Below are 16,599 nucleotides of genomic sequence, written 5' to 3'. Positions count from 1 at the left end.
GACCCCGTAATTGAACGATCGGCCGGACCGTCCCCACCAGACGGTCAGCGTTCGCGTCGGCGTCGCTTACCAAGGTAAGGACGCGCCGCGCACCCCGGCGCCCTGTACGAGAAGGAAGCCCACATGCCCCGTACGCTCGCCCGCAAGGACCCGACCGCCTTCAAGACCCTGCCGCTGCTGGTGGAAGCCAGCGCGGAAGGCCTCGCCTACCAGACCCTCGGCAAGCCCCTGAACTTTGCCCAGGTGCTGGAAAAGCGTCGCCCCATCGAGATCAACGGCACCGAACGCTTCGTCAGCGAGCTGGCCAACCTCGGCGTTTCGGTGCGCCTGACCCTGAACTACCAGGGCCGCGACCACTGGATCCTGGTGCGCCAGCGCCGCGAGGACCGTGGCGACACGGTGCTCAAGCTGATTTCCGGCTACGTGCCGGCCCACGAACTGAACCTGCCGCTGCTCACCGCGATCCAGGAAGTCGCCGAGGAATGCCTGGTGGAAACCGCCGACGGCTGGCTCGGCGGGCGCTTCGGCGACACCTGGCTGCCGACGCCCTACGAGGGCATCCTGCGCTATCGCGAGACCAGCCACTTCTCTCTCACCCCGCTGTCCGGCGCCTCGCGCCCGGTGCAGGCCGGCGCGCTGCGCCTGCTGGAGCGCCCGCAGGCCTACGTGCACCTGCCGACGGCGTCGCTGCAGCTGGTCTATGACCTGCGCATGGAGCTGCCCAAGGATGCCCGCGAGGTCAGCCTGTTCCATGTCGACGAGAAACTCGAAAGCGGCCCGCTGGTGGCACGGCTCGACCGCCGTCGCCCGGACATCTACCTGCTGCCGCTGGAACACGGCGAGCCGACCGGCGAGCTGTTCACCCTGAGCAAGGGCGAGCTGTGCAAGGCAAGCACCCGCGGCCTGTGGCTGTCCGAGAGCTTTGCCGAGCAGGATGGCTGGCTCGTGCGCGAGGAACGCATCCGCTTCCGCGAATGGATGGAGCAGTGGCCGCCCGCCGCCGGCAATGCCGGCAGCGGGCGGCGCACGGCCTGAGGCCACCAACGTAAACCGGCCAGCCTGATGGTTGGCTGGGAAAAGCGCAGCACCTTGAAGTTCTGCGCGGGGTTCTGCCCTCTCCCCAGCCCTCTCCCTGAAGGGAGAGGGAGCCGTTCGGCGTTGTAGGAGAATGCCGAGTCAGCCGGCTGGCTCAGAATTTCAATGTCGCGCCGAATCAGTCCCCTCTCCCTTCAGGGAGAGGGTTAGGGAGAGGGGCTCTCCCCGGACAACGCAAATCGCAGGGTGCTCTCGTCACTTGAGCTGACTGGAACTCTTGCCCAGCAGCCGCCGCGCGACGATCAGCAACTGGATCTGCTGGGTGCCCTCGAAGATGTCGAGAATCTTCGAATCCCGCGCCCACTTCTCCAGCAACTCTTCCTCCCCATAACCCAGCGCACCGGCCAGCTCGACGCATTTCAACGTCACCTCGTTGGCCACCCGCCCGGCCTTGGCCTTGGCGATGGAAGCCTCCTTGGAGTTGGGCAGACGGTTGTCGGCCATCCAGGCGGCCTTCAGGGTCAGCAGGCGCGCGGCCTCCCATTCGGCTTCCAGGCGATACAGCGTGGCTTCGGCATGGCTGGCGCTGAGCAGCGGCTGGCGATAGTCGAAACGGCAGCCGGCCTTCTTCAGCAGCTCGCGGGTGCGGTCCAGCGAGGCCTTGGCCACGCCGATGGCCATGGCCGCCACCAGCGGGCGGGTGTTGTCGAAGGTTTCCATCACCCCGGCGAAACCTTTCTGCACGTCGATCTCGGCGTTGCCCAGCAGGTTGGCGGCCGGCACGCGGCAGTCGCTGAAGCTGATGGAGGCGGTGTCCGAGGCCTTGATGCCGAGTTTCTTCTCCAGGCGGGTGACGGTCATGCCCGGCGTGCCCTTCTCCACCACGAAGGACTTGATCGCTGCGCGGCCGAGGTTCTTGTCCAGGGTCGCCCAGACCACCACCGCGTCGGCGCGGGCGCCGGAGGTGACGAAGATCTTCTCGCCATTGAGCAGGTAGTGATCGCCATCGCGGGTGGCGGTGGTGCGGATCGCCGCCGAGTCCGAGCCGCAGCCCGGCTCGGTGATGGCCATGGCCGCCCAGGTGCCGGAGAAGCGCTTGAGCTGCTCCTCATTGGCCACCGCGGCAATGGCGGCGTTGCCCAGGCCCTGGCGCGGCATGGCCAGCAGCAGGCCGGTGTCGCCCCAGCACATTTCCATCACGCCCAGGCAGGCTGAGAGGTTGCCGCCATTCTTCACACCCTCCTCCACACCAGCCTTGCGCTTGCTGGCGGAGGTGGCGCCGACGGCGTCCGGCGAGCCGGCGTTCATGCCGTCCAGCAGCGCGGCCAGCAGGTCCAGCTCCTTGGGGTAGGCGTGCTCGGCCTTGTCGTACTTGCGCGAAATCGGTCGCAGGTAGTTCTCCGCCACCTGGCGGGCCTGGTTCTGCAAGGTGCGGAATTTCTTCGGCGTCTCGAGGTACATGCAAAGCTCCTTACAGGTGCAGGCCGCCAGCCATCAGGCTGACGGCGCGCAGGTCGCGGTACCAGCGCTCGGCCGGGTGTTCCTGGGTGAAACCGTGGCCGCCGAGCAGTTGCACCGCGTCGGTGCCGATCTTCATCGCCTTCTCGGCGCAGAGCAGCTTCGCCAGATAGGCCTCACGGTGGAACGGCTGGCCACGCTCAGCCAGCGCGCAGGCGCGCCAGACCATCAGGCGCATGGCATCCAGCTCGACAGCGATGTCGGCGACCATGAAGGCCACGCCCTGGCGATGGCTGATCGGCTCGCCGAAAGCCTCGCGCTCGTTGCAGTAGGTGATCACGTAGTCCAGCGCGGCCTGCCCGGTGCCCACGGCCAGCGCGCACCAGGCCAGCGCGGTGTGATCGAGGAAGGCCTGGTAGTCGAAGCGCTCCACTGCCAACCGCTGTTCAGCCGGCACCTTCACGCCCTTGAGACGCACCCGCGCAGTGCCAGTGGCCTTCAGGCCCATGGCCGGTTCGGCGCGCACCTCGACGCCCTTGGCGCGGGTGTCGATGAGGAACAGCGCCGGGCCATCACCGACATCCGCCGCGACGATCAGTTTCTGCGCGTCCACGCCGCGCACGACCAGGCACTTCTCGCCGGTCAGCGTGTAGCTCGAACCGCGCTTGCGCGCCTTGGTCGACAGGCGCAGCGGGTCGGCCAGCAGCTGCGGCTCGTTCACCGCGATGGCGATCAGCGGCGCGGCCTCTTCGCCGACGAAAGCCGGCAGCCAGCGCGCCTGTTGCTCTGGGGAGGCCCAGCGACGAATGCAGTTGGCCGCCGACAACGGCACCAGCAGCGCCGCAGCCAGGCTCAAGTCGCCACGGGCGAGGGCTTCAGCAATCAGTGCGTTGGTCACCACGGTGCGCTCGCCGGCCATGCCGCCGTGCACTTCGCTGACGCCGTAGTGGGTCAGGCCGAGTTCCTGCGCCTGGGCCAGCAGCTCCAGGCTCAGGCTGGCCTTGGCGTCCGCCTCATGGGCGGCCGGGCGCAGCACTTCGGCGGCGAAGCCTTCGAGCATTTCCACCAGCATCTGCTGCTCGTCGGACAGGGACAGGTCGAACAGTCCGTCCGGGTCGGCCTTGCGTGGGGTCTTGGGCTGTTTGGCGGCGCGCTCGCTGGCCAGCCGGAAGCCGGTGCGGCTGCCGCTGTAGAGGAGTCTTTCGAAGGGTTTGCGCAGCTTCAGTCGGTCCGGCCAGTCGGCCTGGGCGACACGGTTCAGCACGGCCAGGGCGCGGCCCTGCACGTCGGTGGTCATGGCATCTCGCTCCGCGGAGGGTGGATGCCCCGATCATGCGCTGCAAATTGCCGCAGGGACCATGACCGCTTTGCCGTCAGTCGCTGGCAACGCGGTCAGTGGAGGTGGATCTGGAAACCTCTGCCTGGGTTACCCCCTCACCCCAGCCCTCCCCCTCAGGGAAAGGGGGCAGACGGTGCCGGCGGACGCTGTGGTTTCATCCTGCACCGAACGGTTCCCTCGCCCTCCGGGAGAGGGTCAGGGTGAGGGGAAGCCACAGGAAAGAAAGATCAGCCCTGGTGGCGGATCTTCTCGACGATGGCAGTGGTGGAGCTGTTTTCCACCAGGCCCAGCACGCGGACTTCGCCGCCGTAGGCCTTGACGATATCGGCACCGACCACCTGCTCGACACCGTAGTCGCCGCCCTTCACCAGCACGTCCGGACGGACTTCGGTGAGCAGGCGCTCGGGGGTGTCTTCGGAGAAGCTGACGACCCAGTCCACCGCACCGAGGCCGGCGAGCACGGCCATGCGGCGGTCGACGCTGTTGATCGGCCGGCCGGGGCCTTTCAGGCGGGTCACCGAGGCATCGTCGTTGGTGCCGACGATCAGCCGGTCGCCCTGGGCGCGGGCCTGCTCCAGGTAGGTCACATGGCCGGCGTGGAGGATGTCGAAGCAGCCGTTGGTGAAGACGATCTTCTCGCCATGGGCGCGGGCGTCCTCGATGGCCAGCAGCAGCTGGTCGAGGCTCAGCACGCCACGCTCGGAGCCCTGCTCGCGCTGCACGGCGCGGCGCAGTTCCGGGGCGCTGATGGCAGCGGTACCGAGCTTGCCGACGACGATGCCAGCCGCGAGGTTGGCCAGGGCCACGGCCTGCGGCAGGTCTTCACCGGCGGCGATGGCGCCGGCCAGGGTGGAGATCACGGTATCGCCGGCGCCGGTAACGTCGAACACCTCGCGGGCACGGGCCGGCAGGTGCAGGGCGCTATGGCCGGGGCGCAGCAGGGTCATGCCGTGTTCGCCACGGGTGACCAGCAGCGCGCCGAGTTCCAGCTCGGTCATCAGTTGCTGGCCCTTGGCGACCAGGTCGGCCTCGTCGGTGCAGCGACCGACGATGGCTTCGAATTCGGAGAGGTTCGGGGTGATCAGGCTGGCGCCACGGTAGATGGCGAAGTCCTTGCCCTTGGGGTCGGCCAGCACCGGGATGCCGCGCTTGCGGGCGGCCTGGATCAGTTGCTGGTGGTTCTTCAGCGCGCCCTTGCCGTAGTCGGAGAGCACCAGCACGCGGACCTGGTCCAGCAGCGCCTCGACGTCGGCGGACAGGGCCACGGCGTCGGTGCGGAAGGCTTCCTCGAAGTCTACGCGCAGCAGTTGCTGGTGGCGGCTCATGACCCGCAGCTTGACGATGGTCGGCTGGCCGGCGATGCGCTGGAAGCGGGTGGTCACGCCCACCGCCTGCAGGCTGTCGCTCAGGCTGTCGGCGGCTTCGTCGACGCCGGTGACGCCGACCAGGAAGGCCGGGGCGCCGAGGGCGGCGAGGTTCAGTGCGACGTTGGCGGCGCCACCGGGGCGGTCCTCATGCTGCTCGACCCGCACCACGGGCACCGGCGCCTCGGGCGAGATGCGCGAGGTCGCGCCGTGCCAATAGCGGTCGAGCATAACGTCGCCAACCACCAGCACGGGGGCCTGATCGAATCGGGGCATGGTCAATTTCATGGGAACTCCGCAGGTCGAAATCGCCGCGGATAATACCATAGCCGCCCAGTGCGACTTGCGCCGAACACCGGGCGGTCACGGCGACAGCTAGGGGACTTTGCGCACCCAGAACAGCTCGTGGCGGCGCACCGCCTTGCGGAAGAATTCGTCGTCGCCGGTGACCGGCCACTGACGCCCGGCGAGCACGCGCTGGATCAGCCGGCGCAGGCACTTCTTGCCGGTGAGCGGGGTCTGCAGGTCGTGCTGCAGGGCCAGCGCCTGGGCCTTGTCGATGCGGGTTTCGGCATCCAGTACCGGGCTCCACAACGGGTCGGCCGGCAATGCCTCGATACAAGGTGGCAGGGCGATGCCGCCATCGGCCGGGCCCATGGGCCAGCGGTCGTTGTCGGCCAGATGGTTGGCGTAGAGCAGCAGGGTCTGCGGCTTCCAGCTGCTGTGACTGATGGCCTCCAGCGTCGCCTGAGTGGCGTGCACATGGTCGGCGTGGGGGTCCAGCTCCGGGTGCGCGGTGAGGATCACTTCCGGGCGGATGCGTTCGATCAGCGCGGTGAGGTCGGCCACCAGATTGAGCCAGGTCGGCGCGCCATCGCTGTCGCCCGGCAAGGCGAAGGGATTGAGGCCGCGCGCACTGCGGATATCGATATCACCAGACTCTCGCGAGCCGAATGCCTGGCTTGGATCGGCGGCCATGGCCGGCAGTTGCAGGCAGTAGTAGCCCAGCTGCACGCAGTGATCGGTAGGCACGCCGCCCCAGAGCGGCGCGGCAATGCTGTCCCAGGTGCGCAGGCGGCCCTTGAGCTTGGCGGCGGCGGCCTTGCCCAGGCCGAGGCGCTGGTAGTACTCGGCCTCGATTTCGCCCTGGGTCAGGGTGACGATCCAGGCCTCAGGGCAGCGGCTGTACTGGCCGAAGGCAGCCAGCTCGGCGTCGTCGGCGTGGGGCGCGATGATCAGCAGGCGCTGCTGGGCGTAGTCCGGGTTGTGGAAGGCGTGCAGCACGCCCTGTTGCGCCAGCCGGCAGTGGCGGCTGCGGATGCGCAACTGGCCGGAGCGCAGCGCTTCGCCCTGGCCGGAGAGGTTGATGTAGCGCTTGCCGCTGACGCCGCGTTCGAAGTCCTGGCGGTCGCTCTCGACACCTTCGACCAGTACCTGCGGGTCGAGCCAGCGACCGAGCAGCGAGGCCTTGACCTCGATCTCCAGCACCAGCGTTTCCTCGTTCTCCGGCAGCGCGCCGGTGGCGACATGCAGGCCGTGCGGGCCGAGGGAGACCGGCAGGGCGATGGAGCCCTCGGGGAAGTCGTAGCGGTAGTCGTCGCGCGGCGAGTAGAACAGGTGGTCGGCGAACCACGCTTCGTGGGCGACCCAGCCGAGCAGCACGGCCAGCGGCACACTCCACCAGGGCGCGAAGATGCCCAGCAGGATCAGCGCCAGCAGGGCGACGAGCAGCACCGCGCGTTTCTTGCGGCGGTGCTGTTTGAGCAGCTGTTGTTTACGCCCGGTCATGCTGATTCTCCCTCAAGGCCAATCGCGGATGGAGTCCGCTCCTACGCACCCGTGAAGCCGCCGTGCGATCCAATGGAAAGCCGACGTCAGACCTGGAACACCGGCACGCGATGGCACCAGCGGTCCTTGTATTCGCGGTCGGCGCGGCCGAAGGAATAGCGCAGCGGCTTGCCCAGCGCCTCGGCGTCGGCCCAGGCCTCCTGGGTATTGACGAAGCTGAGTACGCTGCCGGGGCTGAAGTCGCGGTTCTCCGGGGCGACGCCGCCGTTGATGTACTCGACGCTGACCCACTTCGGGGCTTCGACCCGGTAGAGAATCTGGATCGCCACCGGCTCGCCGTCCAGGCGCACCAGCGAGCCGCGCATGAATTCGCGCATCAGGCCGAAGACTTCGGCGAGCCGCGCCTTGCCCGGCACCTCGAATTCCCAGCGGCGCTGGAACAGGTCGGCATAGATGCGCGCCTGTTCCTCGGGACTCAGCTCGCTCATGGGCTGCAGCACGCCACCCGCCTCTTCCAGCAGGCGCTGTTCGCGGCGCTGGTTGTAGCGGAACTTCTTCGAGAAGTCGGCCGGCGCGCGGTTCATCGCCAGTTGCTCGGGCTGCTCGCGGGCGTCGCTGACCTGCTCGCGGTTCAGCTCGGAGAGGTAGCGCACCTGGTGGCGCAGTTCGATGCGCGCACCTTCGGCAATCGGCAGGATGATCTCGGCGTTGCCCAGGTCGAACAGCGCCTTCTTGCTCTCGCGCTTGAGCACATCCTTGGACAGCGCGAGGTTGCGCCCCCAGGTCGGCACGGCGGCGCGCAATTCATCGCCCTCGAACCAGCCCAGGTAGCGCACCGGGATACCGGCCAGCTGCGCCAGGCGCTCGACGACATCGGGGTGAGTGGCAACGCTGCCGCCGAACTGCTGCCAGGCGGCGGCATAGTCCGCCGCCGCGATGGGCGTCCAGCCGCGTTCGCGGAACAAGCGCAGGCGATTCAGCATGTCAGGGCATTCCGCTCCGGCGTCATACCGACTGCTCGACGTGCGCTTGCGGCTCGTCGGCGAACTGTCGCGCGTGCAGGCGTGCGTAGTAGCCGTTCTGGGCGATCAGCTCGTCGTGGGAGCCACGCTCGACGATGTGGCCCTGGTCCATCACCAGGATCAGGTCCGCCGCCTCGATGGTGCTCAGGCGGTGGGCGATGACCAGGGTGGTGCGACCTTCCATGACCTTCTCCAGGGCAGCCTGGATGTGCCGCTCGGACTCGGTGTCCAGCGCCGAGGTGGCCTCGTCGAGGATCAGCACCGGGGCGTCCTTGAGCAGCGCGCGGGCAATCGCCAGGCGCTGGCGCTGGCCGCCGGAGAGCATCACGCCGTTCTCGCCGACTTCGGTGTCGAAGCCTTCGGCCAGGCGGTCGATGAACTCGCGGGCGAAGGCGTCTTCGGCAGCCTTCTCCACCGCCTCGCGCGGTTTGCTGGCGAGGTCGCCGTAGGCAATGTTGTTCAGCACGCTGTCGTTGAACAGGTTGACCTGCTGGGTCACCAGCGCGATGTGCCGGCGCAGGTTGCTCAGCTTGTAGTCCTCGACGTCGGTGCCATCGAGCAGGATCTGCCCGTCGCTGTGGTCGTAGAAGCGCGGGATCAGGTTGGCCAGGGTCGACTTGCCGCTGCCGGAGCGGCCGACCAGCGCCACCATCTGGCCCGGTTCGACGCTGAAGTTGAGGTCGTTGAGGACCTTCTTGTCGGTGCCCGGGTAGGTGAAGCTGAGGTTCTTCACTTCCAGGCGGCCCTGCACGCGCTCACGCTCGACGGTGCCGTTGTCCACCTCGGGCTGCTCGTCGAGCTGCTCGAAGATGCTTTCCGCGCCGGCCACGCCCTTCTGGATGGTCGAGCTGACTTCGGAGAGCTGGCGGATCGGCTTGGGCAGCAGGCCGGCCATGGAGATGTAGGCCACCAGGTCGCCGACGGTGGCGTCGCCACGCAGCAGCAGCACGAGGTAGAGCAGCACGGCCATGGCGCTGTAGATCACCAGCTGCAGCATGGGCGTGTAGACCGCGGAGGTCTTGTTCATGCGCAGGTTCTTCTCGGTGTTCTCGCTGCTCACACGGAGGAAGCGCTCGCGCTCGTAGGGCTCGCCGCCGAAGCTGCGGACCACGCGGTAGCCCTGGATGGTCTCGGAGGACACGTGGGTCACGTCGCCCATGGCCACCTGGATCTTCTTGCTCTGCTTGCGGAACTTGCGGCTGGCGCTGGTCACCATGATCGCGATGATCGGCAGGATCGCCAGCATCACCAGGGTCAGCTTCCAGTTCATGTAGAGCAGCGACAGGAACAGGAACACCACGGTCATGCCTTCGCGGATCACCACCTTGATGGCGTCGGTGGCGGCGCCGGTGACCATGGTCACGTTGAAGGTGATGCGCGAGATCAGGTGACCGGAGTTGTTGTTGTCGAAATAGCGGTTGGGCAGGGTCAGCAGGTTGTTGAACAGCGCGATGCGCAGGTCATGCACCAGCCCCAGGGAAACCTTGGCGATGAAGTAGTTGCCGAGGAAGGAACCAACGCCCTGCCAGACCGCGATGAGTACCACCAGCAGCGGCACCGCGTAGAGCAGCGAGAGGTCGCTCAGCCAGGCGAAGGGCGCGTTGGGGAACAGCTTGGCATCCGGATGGGCCAGGCCGTCGACGAAATACTTGAGGATGCCGGCCAGCATCGGCTGGGTCGCGGCGAAGATCAGGAAGCCGACGATGCTGAGCAGGAACATCCCGATGTACGGGCGCACATAGGTCAGCAGTCGGAAGTAGATCTTCAGGCTCGAAGGGGCCTGGGGTTCTTTACCGGGCATGTAGGAATCGCACACTTGAAAGGTCGGCGATTATAACACAGCGCTCTCGTTTGCCCGGCGGCTGGGCTACTATAGCCGGCCCCGAACAGGAAGCCTCCATGCAAGACCTCGCCCTCTCCGCCTACCAATCGCTGCGCGCCGGTGCCCAGGTACTGGAAGCCGATCAGCACGGCGACAAGGTGCTGCGCCTGGCGGATGGCAACTTCCTGAAACTCTTTCGGCGCAAGCGGCTGATCTCCTCGGCGGCGATCTATCCCTACGCCCAGCGCTTCGCCGACAACGCCGAAGCCCTGCAACGGCTGCGCGTCCCCTGCCCGCAGATCATCGGCGTGTACCGCATCGCCGACATCAGCCGCGATGCGGTGCATTACCATCCGCTGCCGGGGCTGACCCTGCGCCAGCTGATCGGCGCCGATGACGAACCTGGCGACCTGCGCGAGCGACTTGGCGCACTGATCGCCGAACTGCACGGCCAAGGTGTCTACTTCCGCTCCCTGCACCTGGGTAACGTGGTGCAGACTCCCGAAGGCGCACTCGGCCTGATCGACATTTCCGATATGAAGGTCCAGCGCCGCGCACTCAGCCGCACGCAACGCAAGCGCAACTTCAGCCACATGCTGCGCTATGCCGACGACCGCCAATGGCTGATGCGCGACCAGCGCGTCATCGACGCCTATCTCACGCACTGCGAGCGCGCCCTGCGCGCTCAGGACATTCTGGACTCAGCCTACCTGTGATGCGAACCAACGTCGTCGATGCCGGAACCGGGCGCCTGGCCCGCTGCCACAACTTCTTCACTCATTACCTGCTGCCCATCGGCCTGGTCGCCCTGTTGACGGGGATGTTCTGGGTCGGCGAGCGGAATGCCTACCACCGGCTCTTCTACGTCTTCTTCGCCGCACCGACACTGATCGCCCTGCTGCTCTCGATGCGCCCCTGGAAGTCGCTGCTGAGCAACCCGCTGTTCCTCAGCTTCCTCGCCTTCAGCTGCTACATGCTGTTGACCCTGACCTGGGCCGGCGACCTGGATGACAAGCTCGACTCGCTGCTCAAGCGGCCACTGTTCATCGCGCTGTTGTTCTTTGGCGTAGCCCTGGTGGCGATGCGCTCCCCGCAGCGACTGGACCTGGTAGTCAGGGCCGCCTGCTGGATCGCGGTGCTGAGCGCCGTGCTGTCGCTGGGCTACTTCGTGGCCATGGCTGGCTATAAGCTGCCGCACCAGCGTTTCTCCGGCTACGGCGCGCTCTATAACGCCCTGCTCAGCGCCCATGTGTATGGCGCCTTCGCCGCCATCTGGCTGACGCGCTGGTTCCAGAGCCGCTCGCCGCTCAATCCGGCGCCTATCGCAGCCCTCGCGGTGCTGGGCGTACTGCTGCTGGCCACCGGCTCCCGTACCCCGCTGGTGGGCATGATCGCCGCCCTGCTCTGGCTGCTGGTCGCCTGCAATGTTCGCCGCGGCAGTCTCGCGCTTGCCGCCGTAGCCGTCCTGCTGGCCCTGCAGATCTGGCTTTACCCGGACCTGCTGGCCCAGCGCGGCGTCTCCCACCGCCCGACCATCTGGCTCGACGCGCTGCGGCAGATTTCCGAGAAGCCCTGGTTCGGTCATGGATTCGGCCATCCGATCCGCATCCAGGTGCCCGGCCAACTGCTGGCCGACCCGCACAATATGGAGCTGGGCGTCCTCTATGCCGGCGGCATAGTGGGGCTGGCGCTGTGGGCGACGCTCTATGGTTTCGCGATGACTTTCGCCTGGAAGAACCGCCACGAGCCGCTGGTGCTCATCGCCGCCACCTGGCTGGTATTCGGCCTGGGCGCCGGGTTGACCGAGGGCATGGCGTTCCTCTCGCGGCCGAAGGAACACTGGTTCCTGATCTGGCTGCCGATGGCCTTCCTCTACGCGCAGTGGGTGCGACTGCGCCTCGAACAGCGCCAGCTCACTTCAGCAGCAGACGACAGACGCCCCGCAGAGTCTTGAGCCGCCAGTAACGCAGGGTGATATCCCCCAGCAACTGGCGCGCCAGCGGCTTGTCGCGGTTGGCGCACTTGAGGAACATCGAGTTGCGGTAGCGCATCACCACTTCCTCGTAGGCCGGGTGGTCGCGGTACTGGGAATAGGTGCGCAGCATGTTGTCGACCATGAACGGCAGGTTCTTGTAGGTATTGGTCGGATGCTTGCGGTACTGGGCCAACACCTCGCCGAGGATATCGATGACGTAGCCGGCATGGGTGATGGCCAACTCGATGTAGACGTCTTCGAGACGGATTTCCGGATTGAACCCGCCGACCTTCTCCAGCGCCTCGCGGCGGAACATCAGGGTCGCCGCCATAGGCCCCGGCTTGCGATCGAGGAACAGATCGTCGAAGTCCAGCCGGCGGAACGGCAGCGAGCGGTGACCCTGCTCGCGTTCGGCCTTGATCTCTCCGTGGGAGTCGATGATCTCGATGTTGGCCGCGCAGATCCCCACTTCCGGCTTGCCGCGCAGGTGCTCGACCTGCCGCTGGATGCGCTGGGGGAACATGATGTCGTCGGAGCCGAACGGCACGATCAGGCTGCCCTGACAGCGGGCGATCGACTCATTGAGCGTGCGGGACAAGCCCTGGTTGGCCTGGATGCGCAGGTCGAAACCCAGCTCGGCCTGCAGGCCCTTGAGCAGCTGGACGCTGCCGTCGGTGGAGCCATCATCCACCACCAGCAGTTCGATGAACGGATAAGTCTGGGCCAGCACGCTGCGAATGCTGGCCTCGATATAGGGAGCATGGTTATACGAGGCGATGATGACGCTCACCAGCGCCTGGTCATCTGGTCGTACCGAATTCGCTGCGCAAGACAGCATCTGGACAATCTCCCCTTCACCCACATGAAACCGTGTCCGTGGACACGTCGAGCCAACGCCACCTGATCCGGGAAGACTTACCGCCCCATCACGCTGAGCAACCTGTCCAGCCAGCCGGCCGGTTCCTGCGAACGCAGCGGCGCGGCCATGCTCTCGACGATCCGTGCACCGATCTGGCTGAAGCCGAACGACGAACGGGCGAGTTCGCGCCCCTGCTGCGCGATGCGCTCGGCAAGGCCCGCATCGGCGCGCAGCACCTGCAGCTTGCTGCGCAGTTGCGGGATATCCCGGTACAGCACCACGTTGTGCATATCCACCAGGCCGAGCGCACGATTTTCCTCTTCCCCTTGATCGTAGGCGAAGAGCACGCAACCGCAGGCCATGGCCTCGAAGTTCTTGATCATGTACTCGCCCATGCCGACATCCGCGCTAACGAAGAAGCGGATGCGATTGAGCGTGTTGAGGTAATCCTCGCCGGAGTTGGTCTTGGTGACCAGCAGGTTTTCCACCTGCCCCAGTTCGTCCAGAAGTGCCTTGCGGCCACTGTAAGCGACGCTGCCGGTGCTGCCGACGAAAGCCAGCTCGATATCCCGTGGGCGACCCAGATCATGAAGCAGATCCTGGTCATAGCCCTTGGGCACGAACACTGCGTCAAAGCCTTCCTGGCGCAGGCGTTCGCTGACCATGAAACCGGAACTGATCACCCGCACCCAGGGCATGCGCCGATAGTGGGCGCTGAACTTGCCGGTGTACTTGCAGGGAATATAGTTCTGGTAGGCGTCGTGTTCGAGGATGACCAGGTTCGGCACGCTGCGGATGAAGGATGCCTGGCGGATTTCCTTCTTGAAGCGCAGGAAGAACAGGATGCGGTCGTATTTCGCGACGTCCACCTGCTCGCGGAAATAACGCCGCAGGTTGGCCTGCTCGTCGCTGCTCAGCCAGCGCAGGTCACATTCGCAGTGTTCGGCGATGCCGTCGTAGAGACGGTCGAGGATTGCACGTTGTTCTTTCTGGACCAGGAACAGGACTTTCAAGCGCACACCTTCAAACCCGCCCAGCGGGCACTTTATTCGGACGGACCACTCGCCAGCTCGCGCACGCCGGGCAGGCGCCAGAACTCGCGGCGCACGGCATCGTCGGAGAAACAGGTGCGCAGACGCTCGTCCATCAGCCGCTCGCAGGCCTCGCGCTGGCCGCGATCGAGCGCGGCCATGTGCCCGAGCCCTTCGGCCAGGGCCTTTTCGTCGCGCAGCGGGAAGAGGATGCCGACGCCTTCGACCACCTCGCTCGCGCCACCACCGGAAGTAGCGATCACCGGCACGCCGGCGGCCATGGCTTCGAGCAGGACCATGCCGAACGGCTCATGGTCGGAAGTGAGGGCGAACACGTCGAACGCCTTGAAGTAGCGCCGAGCATCCGGTACCTGGCCGAGGAACAGCACGCGTTCGCCGATGCCCAGCTCGCGGGCGAGGTCCTTGAGGTCCTCTTCCAGACGGCCCTTGCCGAGGATCGCCAGCAGGCTGTTGTGCGGCAGGCGCGGCAGGGCCTGGGCGAAGCCGCGCAGCAGGGTCGCCTGGTCCTTGTCCGGATGCAGGCGGCCAACGTTGCCGACCACCCAGGCGTTGTCGGCCAGCCCCAGGTGCTGTCGCGCCGGGTAGCGGTCAAGCTGCTCGGCCTGCAGGGCGTCGACGTCGATACGGTTGTACAGGGTCTCGATGCGCTCCTGCGGCCAGGCCGGCAGGCAGGCGCGGATCTCGTCGCGCACGGCCTTGGACACGCCGAGCAGGCTCAGGCGCTCAGCGAAGAAGCGCGCGAACAGCTTGCGCCCCAGTCGCTGGAAATCGCCGAAGCCGTGGTGCACACCAATGATCGGCAGTTTGGTGCCGAGCATGGCGATCCAGGTTGGCTTGAAGCGGTGCGCGATGCAGAAGCGGAAGTCGCGCGAACGGGCGATCTCACGCAGGTCGCGGATCGCCCTGAGCTTCAGCCCGCGGATATCCCGCGAGCTGTAGTCGAGGAACAGCACCTCGTCGCTGGCGCAGCCGGAGGCCACTTCCGGGTCGGGCGTACCGGTGAGGAACACCGTGGTGACCCGGTAGCCAGTGCCGGCGAACAGACTGGCGTACTGACGGGCACAGTCGAGGAACGGCCCGTCATAGCCGTGGCAGAACTGCAGGACGCGCGGTTCAGCCGAGCGAGTCATAGGGCTCCGCGCCATCCTTGACCACGAGGATGTCCTGCATGATCAGGTACTGCAGGTCCGAGCCGTAGAACATGTTCAGGGCGTCGGTGGGCGAGCAGACCATCGGCTCGCCGCGGCGGTTCAGCGAGGTGTTGAGCGCCACGCCGTTGCCGGTGAGGCGTTCCAGCTCCTTCATCATGTCGTAGTAGCGCGGGTTGAACTCGCGCTTGAGCACCTGGGCGCGGGACGTGCCGTCTTCATGGACGACTTCCGGCACGCGGGTCTTCCACTCTTCGTTGACTTCGAAGGTGAAGGTCATGAACGGCGCCGGGTGGTCGATCTTGAACATCTGCGGGCCGACGGTATCCAGCATCGACGGGCAGAAGGGCCTCCAGCGCTCGCGGAACTTGATCTGCGCGTTGATGCGGTCGGCCACGCCGGGCACGCTCGGGCAACCGATGATCGAGCGGCCACCGAGGGCGCGCGGGCCGAACTCCAGGCGGCCCTGGAACCAGGCCACCGGGTTGCCGTCCACCAGCACCTTGGCGATCAGCTCGGAGAGGTTGTCGATCTTGCGCCAGGTCGGTTTGGCCTCGTGGCGGGCGCAGGCGGCGATGACGTCTTCGTTGCTGTATTCCGGGCCGAGGTAGACGTGCTCCATCTTCTCGACCGGTACGCCACGCTCCCACGACACATAGGCTGCCGCGCCAACCGCGGTGCCGGCGTCGCTGGCCGCGGGCTGCACGTACAGCTCCTTGACCTCGGGACGGGCGATGATCTTCTGGTTGAGCTTGACGTTCAGCGCGCAGCCGCCGGCGAAGGCGATCTTGCCGGTCTCGCGGATGATGTCGCCCAGGTAGTAATCCATCATCTCCAGCGACAGCTTCTCGAACAGTGCCTGGATGCTGGCGGCGTAGTGGATGTACGGATCGTCGGCGATGTCGCCTTCACGTTTCGGGCCGAGCCACTCGATCAGCTTGGGCGAGAAGTAGTAACCCTTGCCCTTTTCCTTGTAGCGACGGAAGCCGATGACGTTGGCGTACTCGGTGTTGATGATCAGCTCGCCGTTCTCGAACTTGGCCAGGCGGGAGAAATCGTACTTGCTGGCATCGCCGTAGGGCGCCATGCCCATGACCTTGAACTCGCCGTCGAGCATGTCGAAGCCGAGGTATTCGGTCAGCGCGCCGTACAGGCCGCCCAGGGAGTCCGGATCGTAGAACTCATTGATCTTGTGGATCTTGCCGTTCTCGCCGTAGCCGAAGAAGGTGGTGGCGTACTCGCCCTTGCCGTCGATCCCAAGGATCGCCGTCTTCTCCTTGAAGCCCGAGCAGTGGTAGGCGCTGGAGGCGTGGGCCAGGTGGTGCTCGACCGGCTGGATCTTGGTTTTCTTCAGGTCGAAGCCCAGCTGCTGCAGGCACCATTCGATGCGCTTGTAGTAGCGCTTGTAGCGGCGGTTGCCGAGCAGGATGGCGTCCAGTGCCCGGTCCGGCGCATAGGCGTAGCGCTTGGCGTAGTGCCAGCGGGCCTTGTCGAAGATGCTGATGGGGGCGAAGGGAATGGCCACCACGTCAACGTCCGACGGCTTGATCCCGGCCTGCTCCAGGCAGAACTTGGCCGACTCGTAGGGCATGCGGTTCTTCGCGTGCTTGTCGCGGACGAAGCGCTCTTCTTCGACGGCCGCGACCAGCTTGCCGTCGATGTACAGAGCGGCGGAAGGGTCATGGCTTACGGCGCCGGACAGGCCGAGGATGGTCAATGCCACAGGGTCTAGCCTCT

The 16,599-nt window shown here is 66.3% G+C and carries 13 protein-coding genes; 3 read left to right on the top strand and 10 right to left on the bottom strand.

The annotated features are described in order from the left end of the window. The first annotated feature begins 123 nt into the window (after positions 1-123). On the top strand, positions 124-1,035 hold the full coding sequence (locus QO207_RS03630) for a metal ABC transporter ATPase (protein ID WP_301531226.1): 912 nt from the start codon (positions 124-126) through the stop codon (positions 1,033-1,035). 255 nt (positions 1,036-1,290) lie between these two features. Here QO207_RS03630 and QO207_RS03625 read toward each other — a convergent pair whose 3' ends face one another. From QO207_RS03625 to msbA, 6 genes are all read right to left on the bottom strand, one after another. Next, positions 1,291-2,496: an acyl-CoA dehydrogenase family protein gene (locus QO207_RS03625; RefSeq protein ID WP_301531225.1), complete on the bottom strand. Its 1,206-nt coding sequence runs from the start codon at positions 2,494-2,496 to the stop codon at positions 1,291-1,293. A gap of 10 nt (positions 2,497-2,506) precedes the next feature. Further along, positions 2,507-3,790 (bottom strand): acyl-CoA dehydrogenase family protein, encoded by a 1,284-nt coding sequence (locus QO207_RS03620; RefSeq protein ID WP_301531224.1) that lies wholly within the window; start codon positions 3,788-3,790, stop codon positions 2,507-2,509. Between the two features lie 269 nt (positions 3,791-4,059). Next, a complete protein-coding gene (hldE, locus tag QO207_RS03615; RefSeq protein WP_301531223.1) occupies positions 4,060-5,484 on the bottom strand; it encodes a bifunctional D-glycero-beta-D-manno-heptose-7-phosphate kinase/D-glycero-beta-D-manno-heptose 1-phosphate adenylyltransferase HldE in 1,425 nt (474 codons plus the stop codon). A gap of 87 nt (positions 5,485-5,571) precedes the next feature. Continuing rightward, on the bottom strand, positions 5,572-6,984 hold the full coding sequence (locus QO207_RS03610) for a PIG-L deacetylase family protein (RefSeq protein WP_301531222.1): 1,413 nt from the start codon (positions 6,982-6,984) through the stop codon (positions 5,572-5,574). An 86-nt stretch (positions 6,985-7,070) separates the two neighbouring features. Then, the gene (locus tag QO207_RS03605) at positions 7,071-7,967 is read right to left on the bottom strand and encodes a GNAT family N-acetyltransferase (protein WP_301531221.1); all 897 of its coding nucleotides are present in this window, start codon (positions 7,965-7,967) and stop codon (positions 7,071-7,073) included. Between the two features lie 22 nt (positions 7,968-7,989). Next, positions 7,990-9,807: a lipid A export permease/ATP-binding protein MsbA gene (gene msbA / locus QO207_RS03600; protein WP_301531220.1), complete on the bottom strand. Its 1,818-nt coding sequence runs from the start codon at positions 9,805-9,807 to the stop codon at positions 7,990-7,992. 98 nt (positions 9,808-9,905) lie between these two features. Here msbA and QO207_RS03595 point away from each other — a divergent pair, with 98 nt between their 5' ends. Both QO207_RS03595 and QO207_RS03590 read left to right on the top strand, forming a co-directional pair. Beyond that, positions 9,906-10,544, top strand: coding sequence for a lipopolysaccharide kinase InaA family protein (locus tag QO207_RS03595; protein ID WP_301531219.1), 639 nt, complete (start codon positions 9,906-9,908; stop codon positions 10,542-10,544). Further along, positions 10,544-11,782: an O-antigen ligase gene (locus QO207_RS03590; RefSeq protein ID WP_301531218.1), complete on the top strand. Its 1,239-nt coding sequence runs from the start codon at positions 10,544-10,546 to the stop codon at positions 11,780-11,782. The genes QO207_RS03595 and QO207_RS03590 overlap by 1 nt, the downstream gene beginning before the upstream one ends. Here QO207_RS03590 and QO207_RS03585 read toward each other — a convergent pair. The 4 genes from QO207_RS03585 to QO207_RS03570 all read right to left on the bottom strand — a co-directional run bounded on the left by QO207_RS03585 (position 11,742) and on the right by QO207_RS03570 (position 16,585). Then, on the bottom strand, positions 11,742-12,641 hold the full coding sequence (locus tag QO207_RS03585; RefSeq protein ID WP_301531217.1) for a glycosyltransferase: 900 nt from the start codon (positions 12,639-12,641) through the stop codon (positions 11,742-11,744). The genes QO207_RS03590 and QO207_RS03585 overlap by 41 nt on opposite strands. A gap of 77 nt (positions 12,642-12,718) precedes the next feature. Next, positions 12,719-13,675, bottom strand: a complete 957-nt coding sequence (locus QO207_RS03580; RefSeq protein ID WP_301531216.1) for a glycosyltransferase — start codon at positions 13,673-13,675, stop codon at positions 12,719-12,721. A 32-nt stretch (positions 13,676-13,707) separates the two neighbouring features. Beyond that, positions 13,708-14,844, bottom strand: a complete 1,137-nt coding sequence (locus tag QO207_RS03575; protein ID WP_301531215.1) for a glycosyltransferase — start codon at positions 14,842-14,844, stop codon at positions 13,708-13,710. After that, positions 14,828-16,585, bottom strand: a complete 1,758-nt coding sequence (locus tag QO207_RS03570; RefSeq protein ID WP_301531214.1) for a carbamoyltransferase — start codon at positions 16,583-16,585, stop codon at positions 14,828-14,830. The genes QO207_RS03575 and QO207_RS03570 overlap by 17 nt, the downstream gene beginning before the upstream one ends. Positions 16,586-16,599 lie beyond the last annotated feature (14 nt).

The sequence above is a fragment of the Pseudomonas sp. CAN1 genome (assembly GCF_030462585.1).
Lineage (GTDB): Bacteria > Pseudomonadota > Gammaproteobacteria > Pseudomonadales > Pseudomonadaceae > Pseudomonas.
This window is presented reverse-complemented; position numbering and strand designations above follow the sequence as displayed.

Excerpts from the sequence above, each read along its gene's own strand:
- QO207_RS03625 (WP_301531225.1), bottom strand. The coding sequence starts at position 2,496 with ATGTACCTCGAGACGCCGAAGAAATTCCGCACCTTGCAGAACCAGGCC.
- QO207_RS03575 (WP_301531215.1), bottom strand. The coding sequence starts at position 14,844 with ATGACTCGCTCGGCTGAACCGCGCGTCCTGCAGTTCTGCCACGGCTAT.
- QO207_RS03605 (WP_301531221.1), bottom strand. The coding sequence starts at position 7,967 with ATGCTGAATCGCCTGCGCTTGTTCCGCGAACGCGGCTGGACGCCCATC.
- QO207_RS03630 (WP_301531226.1), top strand. The coding sequence starts at position 124 with ATGCCCCGTACGCTCGCCCGCAAGGACCCGACCGCCTTCAAGACCCTG.
- msbA (WP_301531220.1), bottom strand. The coding sequence starts at position 9,807 with ATGCCCGGTAAAGAACCCCAGGCCCCTTCGAGCCTGAAGATCTACTTC.
- QO207_RS03620 (WP_301531224.1), bottom strand. The coding sequence starts at position 3,790 with ATGACCACCGACGTGCAGGGCCGCGCCCTGGCCGTGCTGAACCGTGTC.
- QO207_RS03585 (WP_301531217.1), bottom strand. The coding sequence starts at position 12,641 with ATGCTGTCTTGCGCAGCGAATTCGGTACGACCAGATGACCAGGCGCTG.
- QO207_RS03610 (WP_301531222.1), bottom strand. The coding sequence starts at position 6,984 with ATGACCGGGCGTAAACAACAGCTGCTCAAACAGCACCGCCGCAAGAAA.
- QO207_RS03595 (WP_301531219.1), top strand. The coding sequence starts at position 9,906 with ATGCAAGACCTCGCCCTCTCCGCCTACCAATCGCTGCGCGCCGGTGCC.
- hldE (WP_301531223.1), bottom strand. The coding sequence starts at position 5,484 with ATGAAATTGACCATGCCCCGATTCGATCAGGCCCCCGTGCTGGTGGTT.
- QO207_RS03590 (WP_301531218.1), top strand. The coding sequence starts at position 10,544 with ATGCGAACCAACGTCGTCGATGCCGGAACCGGGCGCCTGGCCCGCTGC.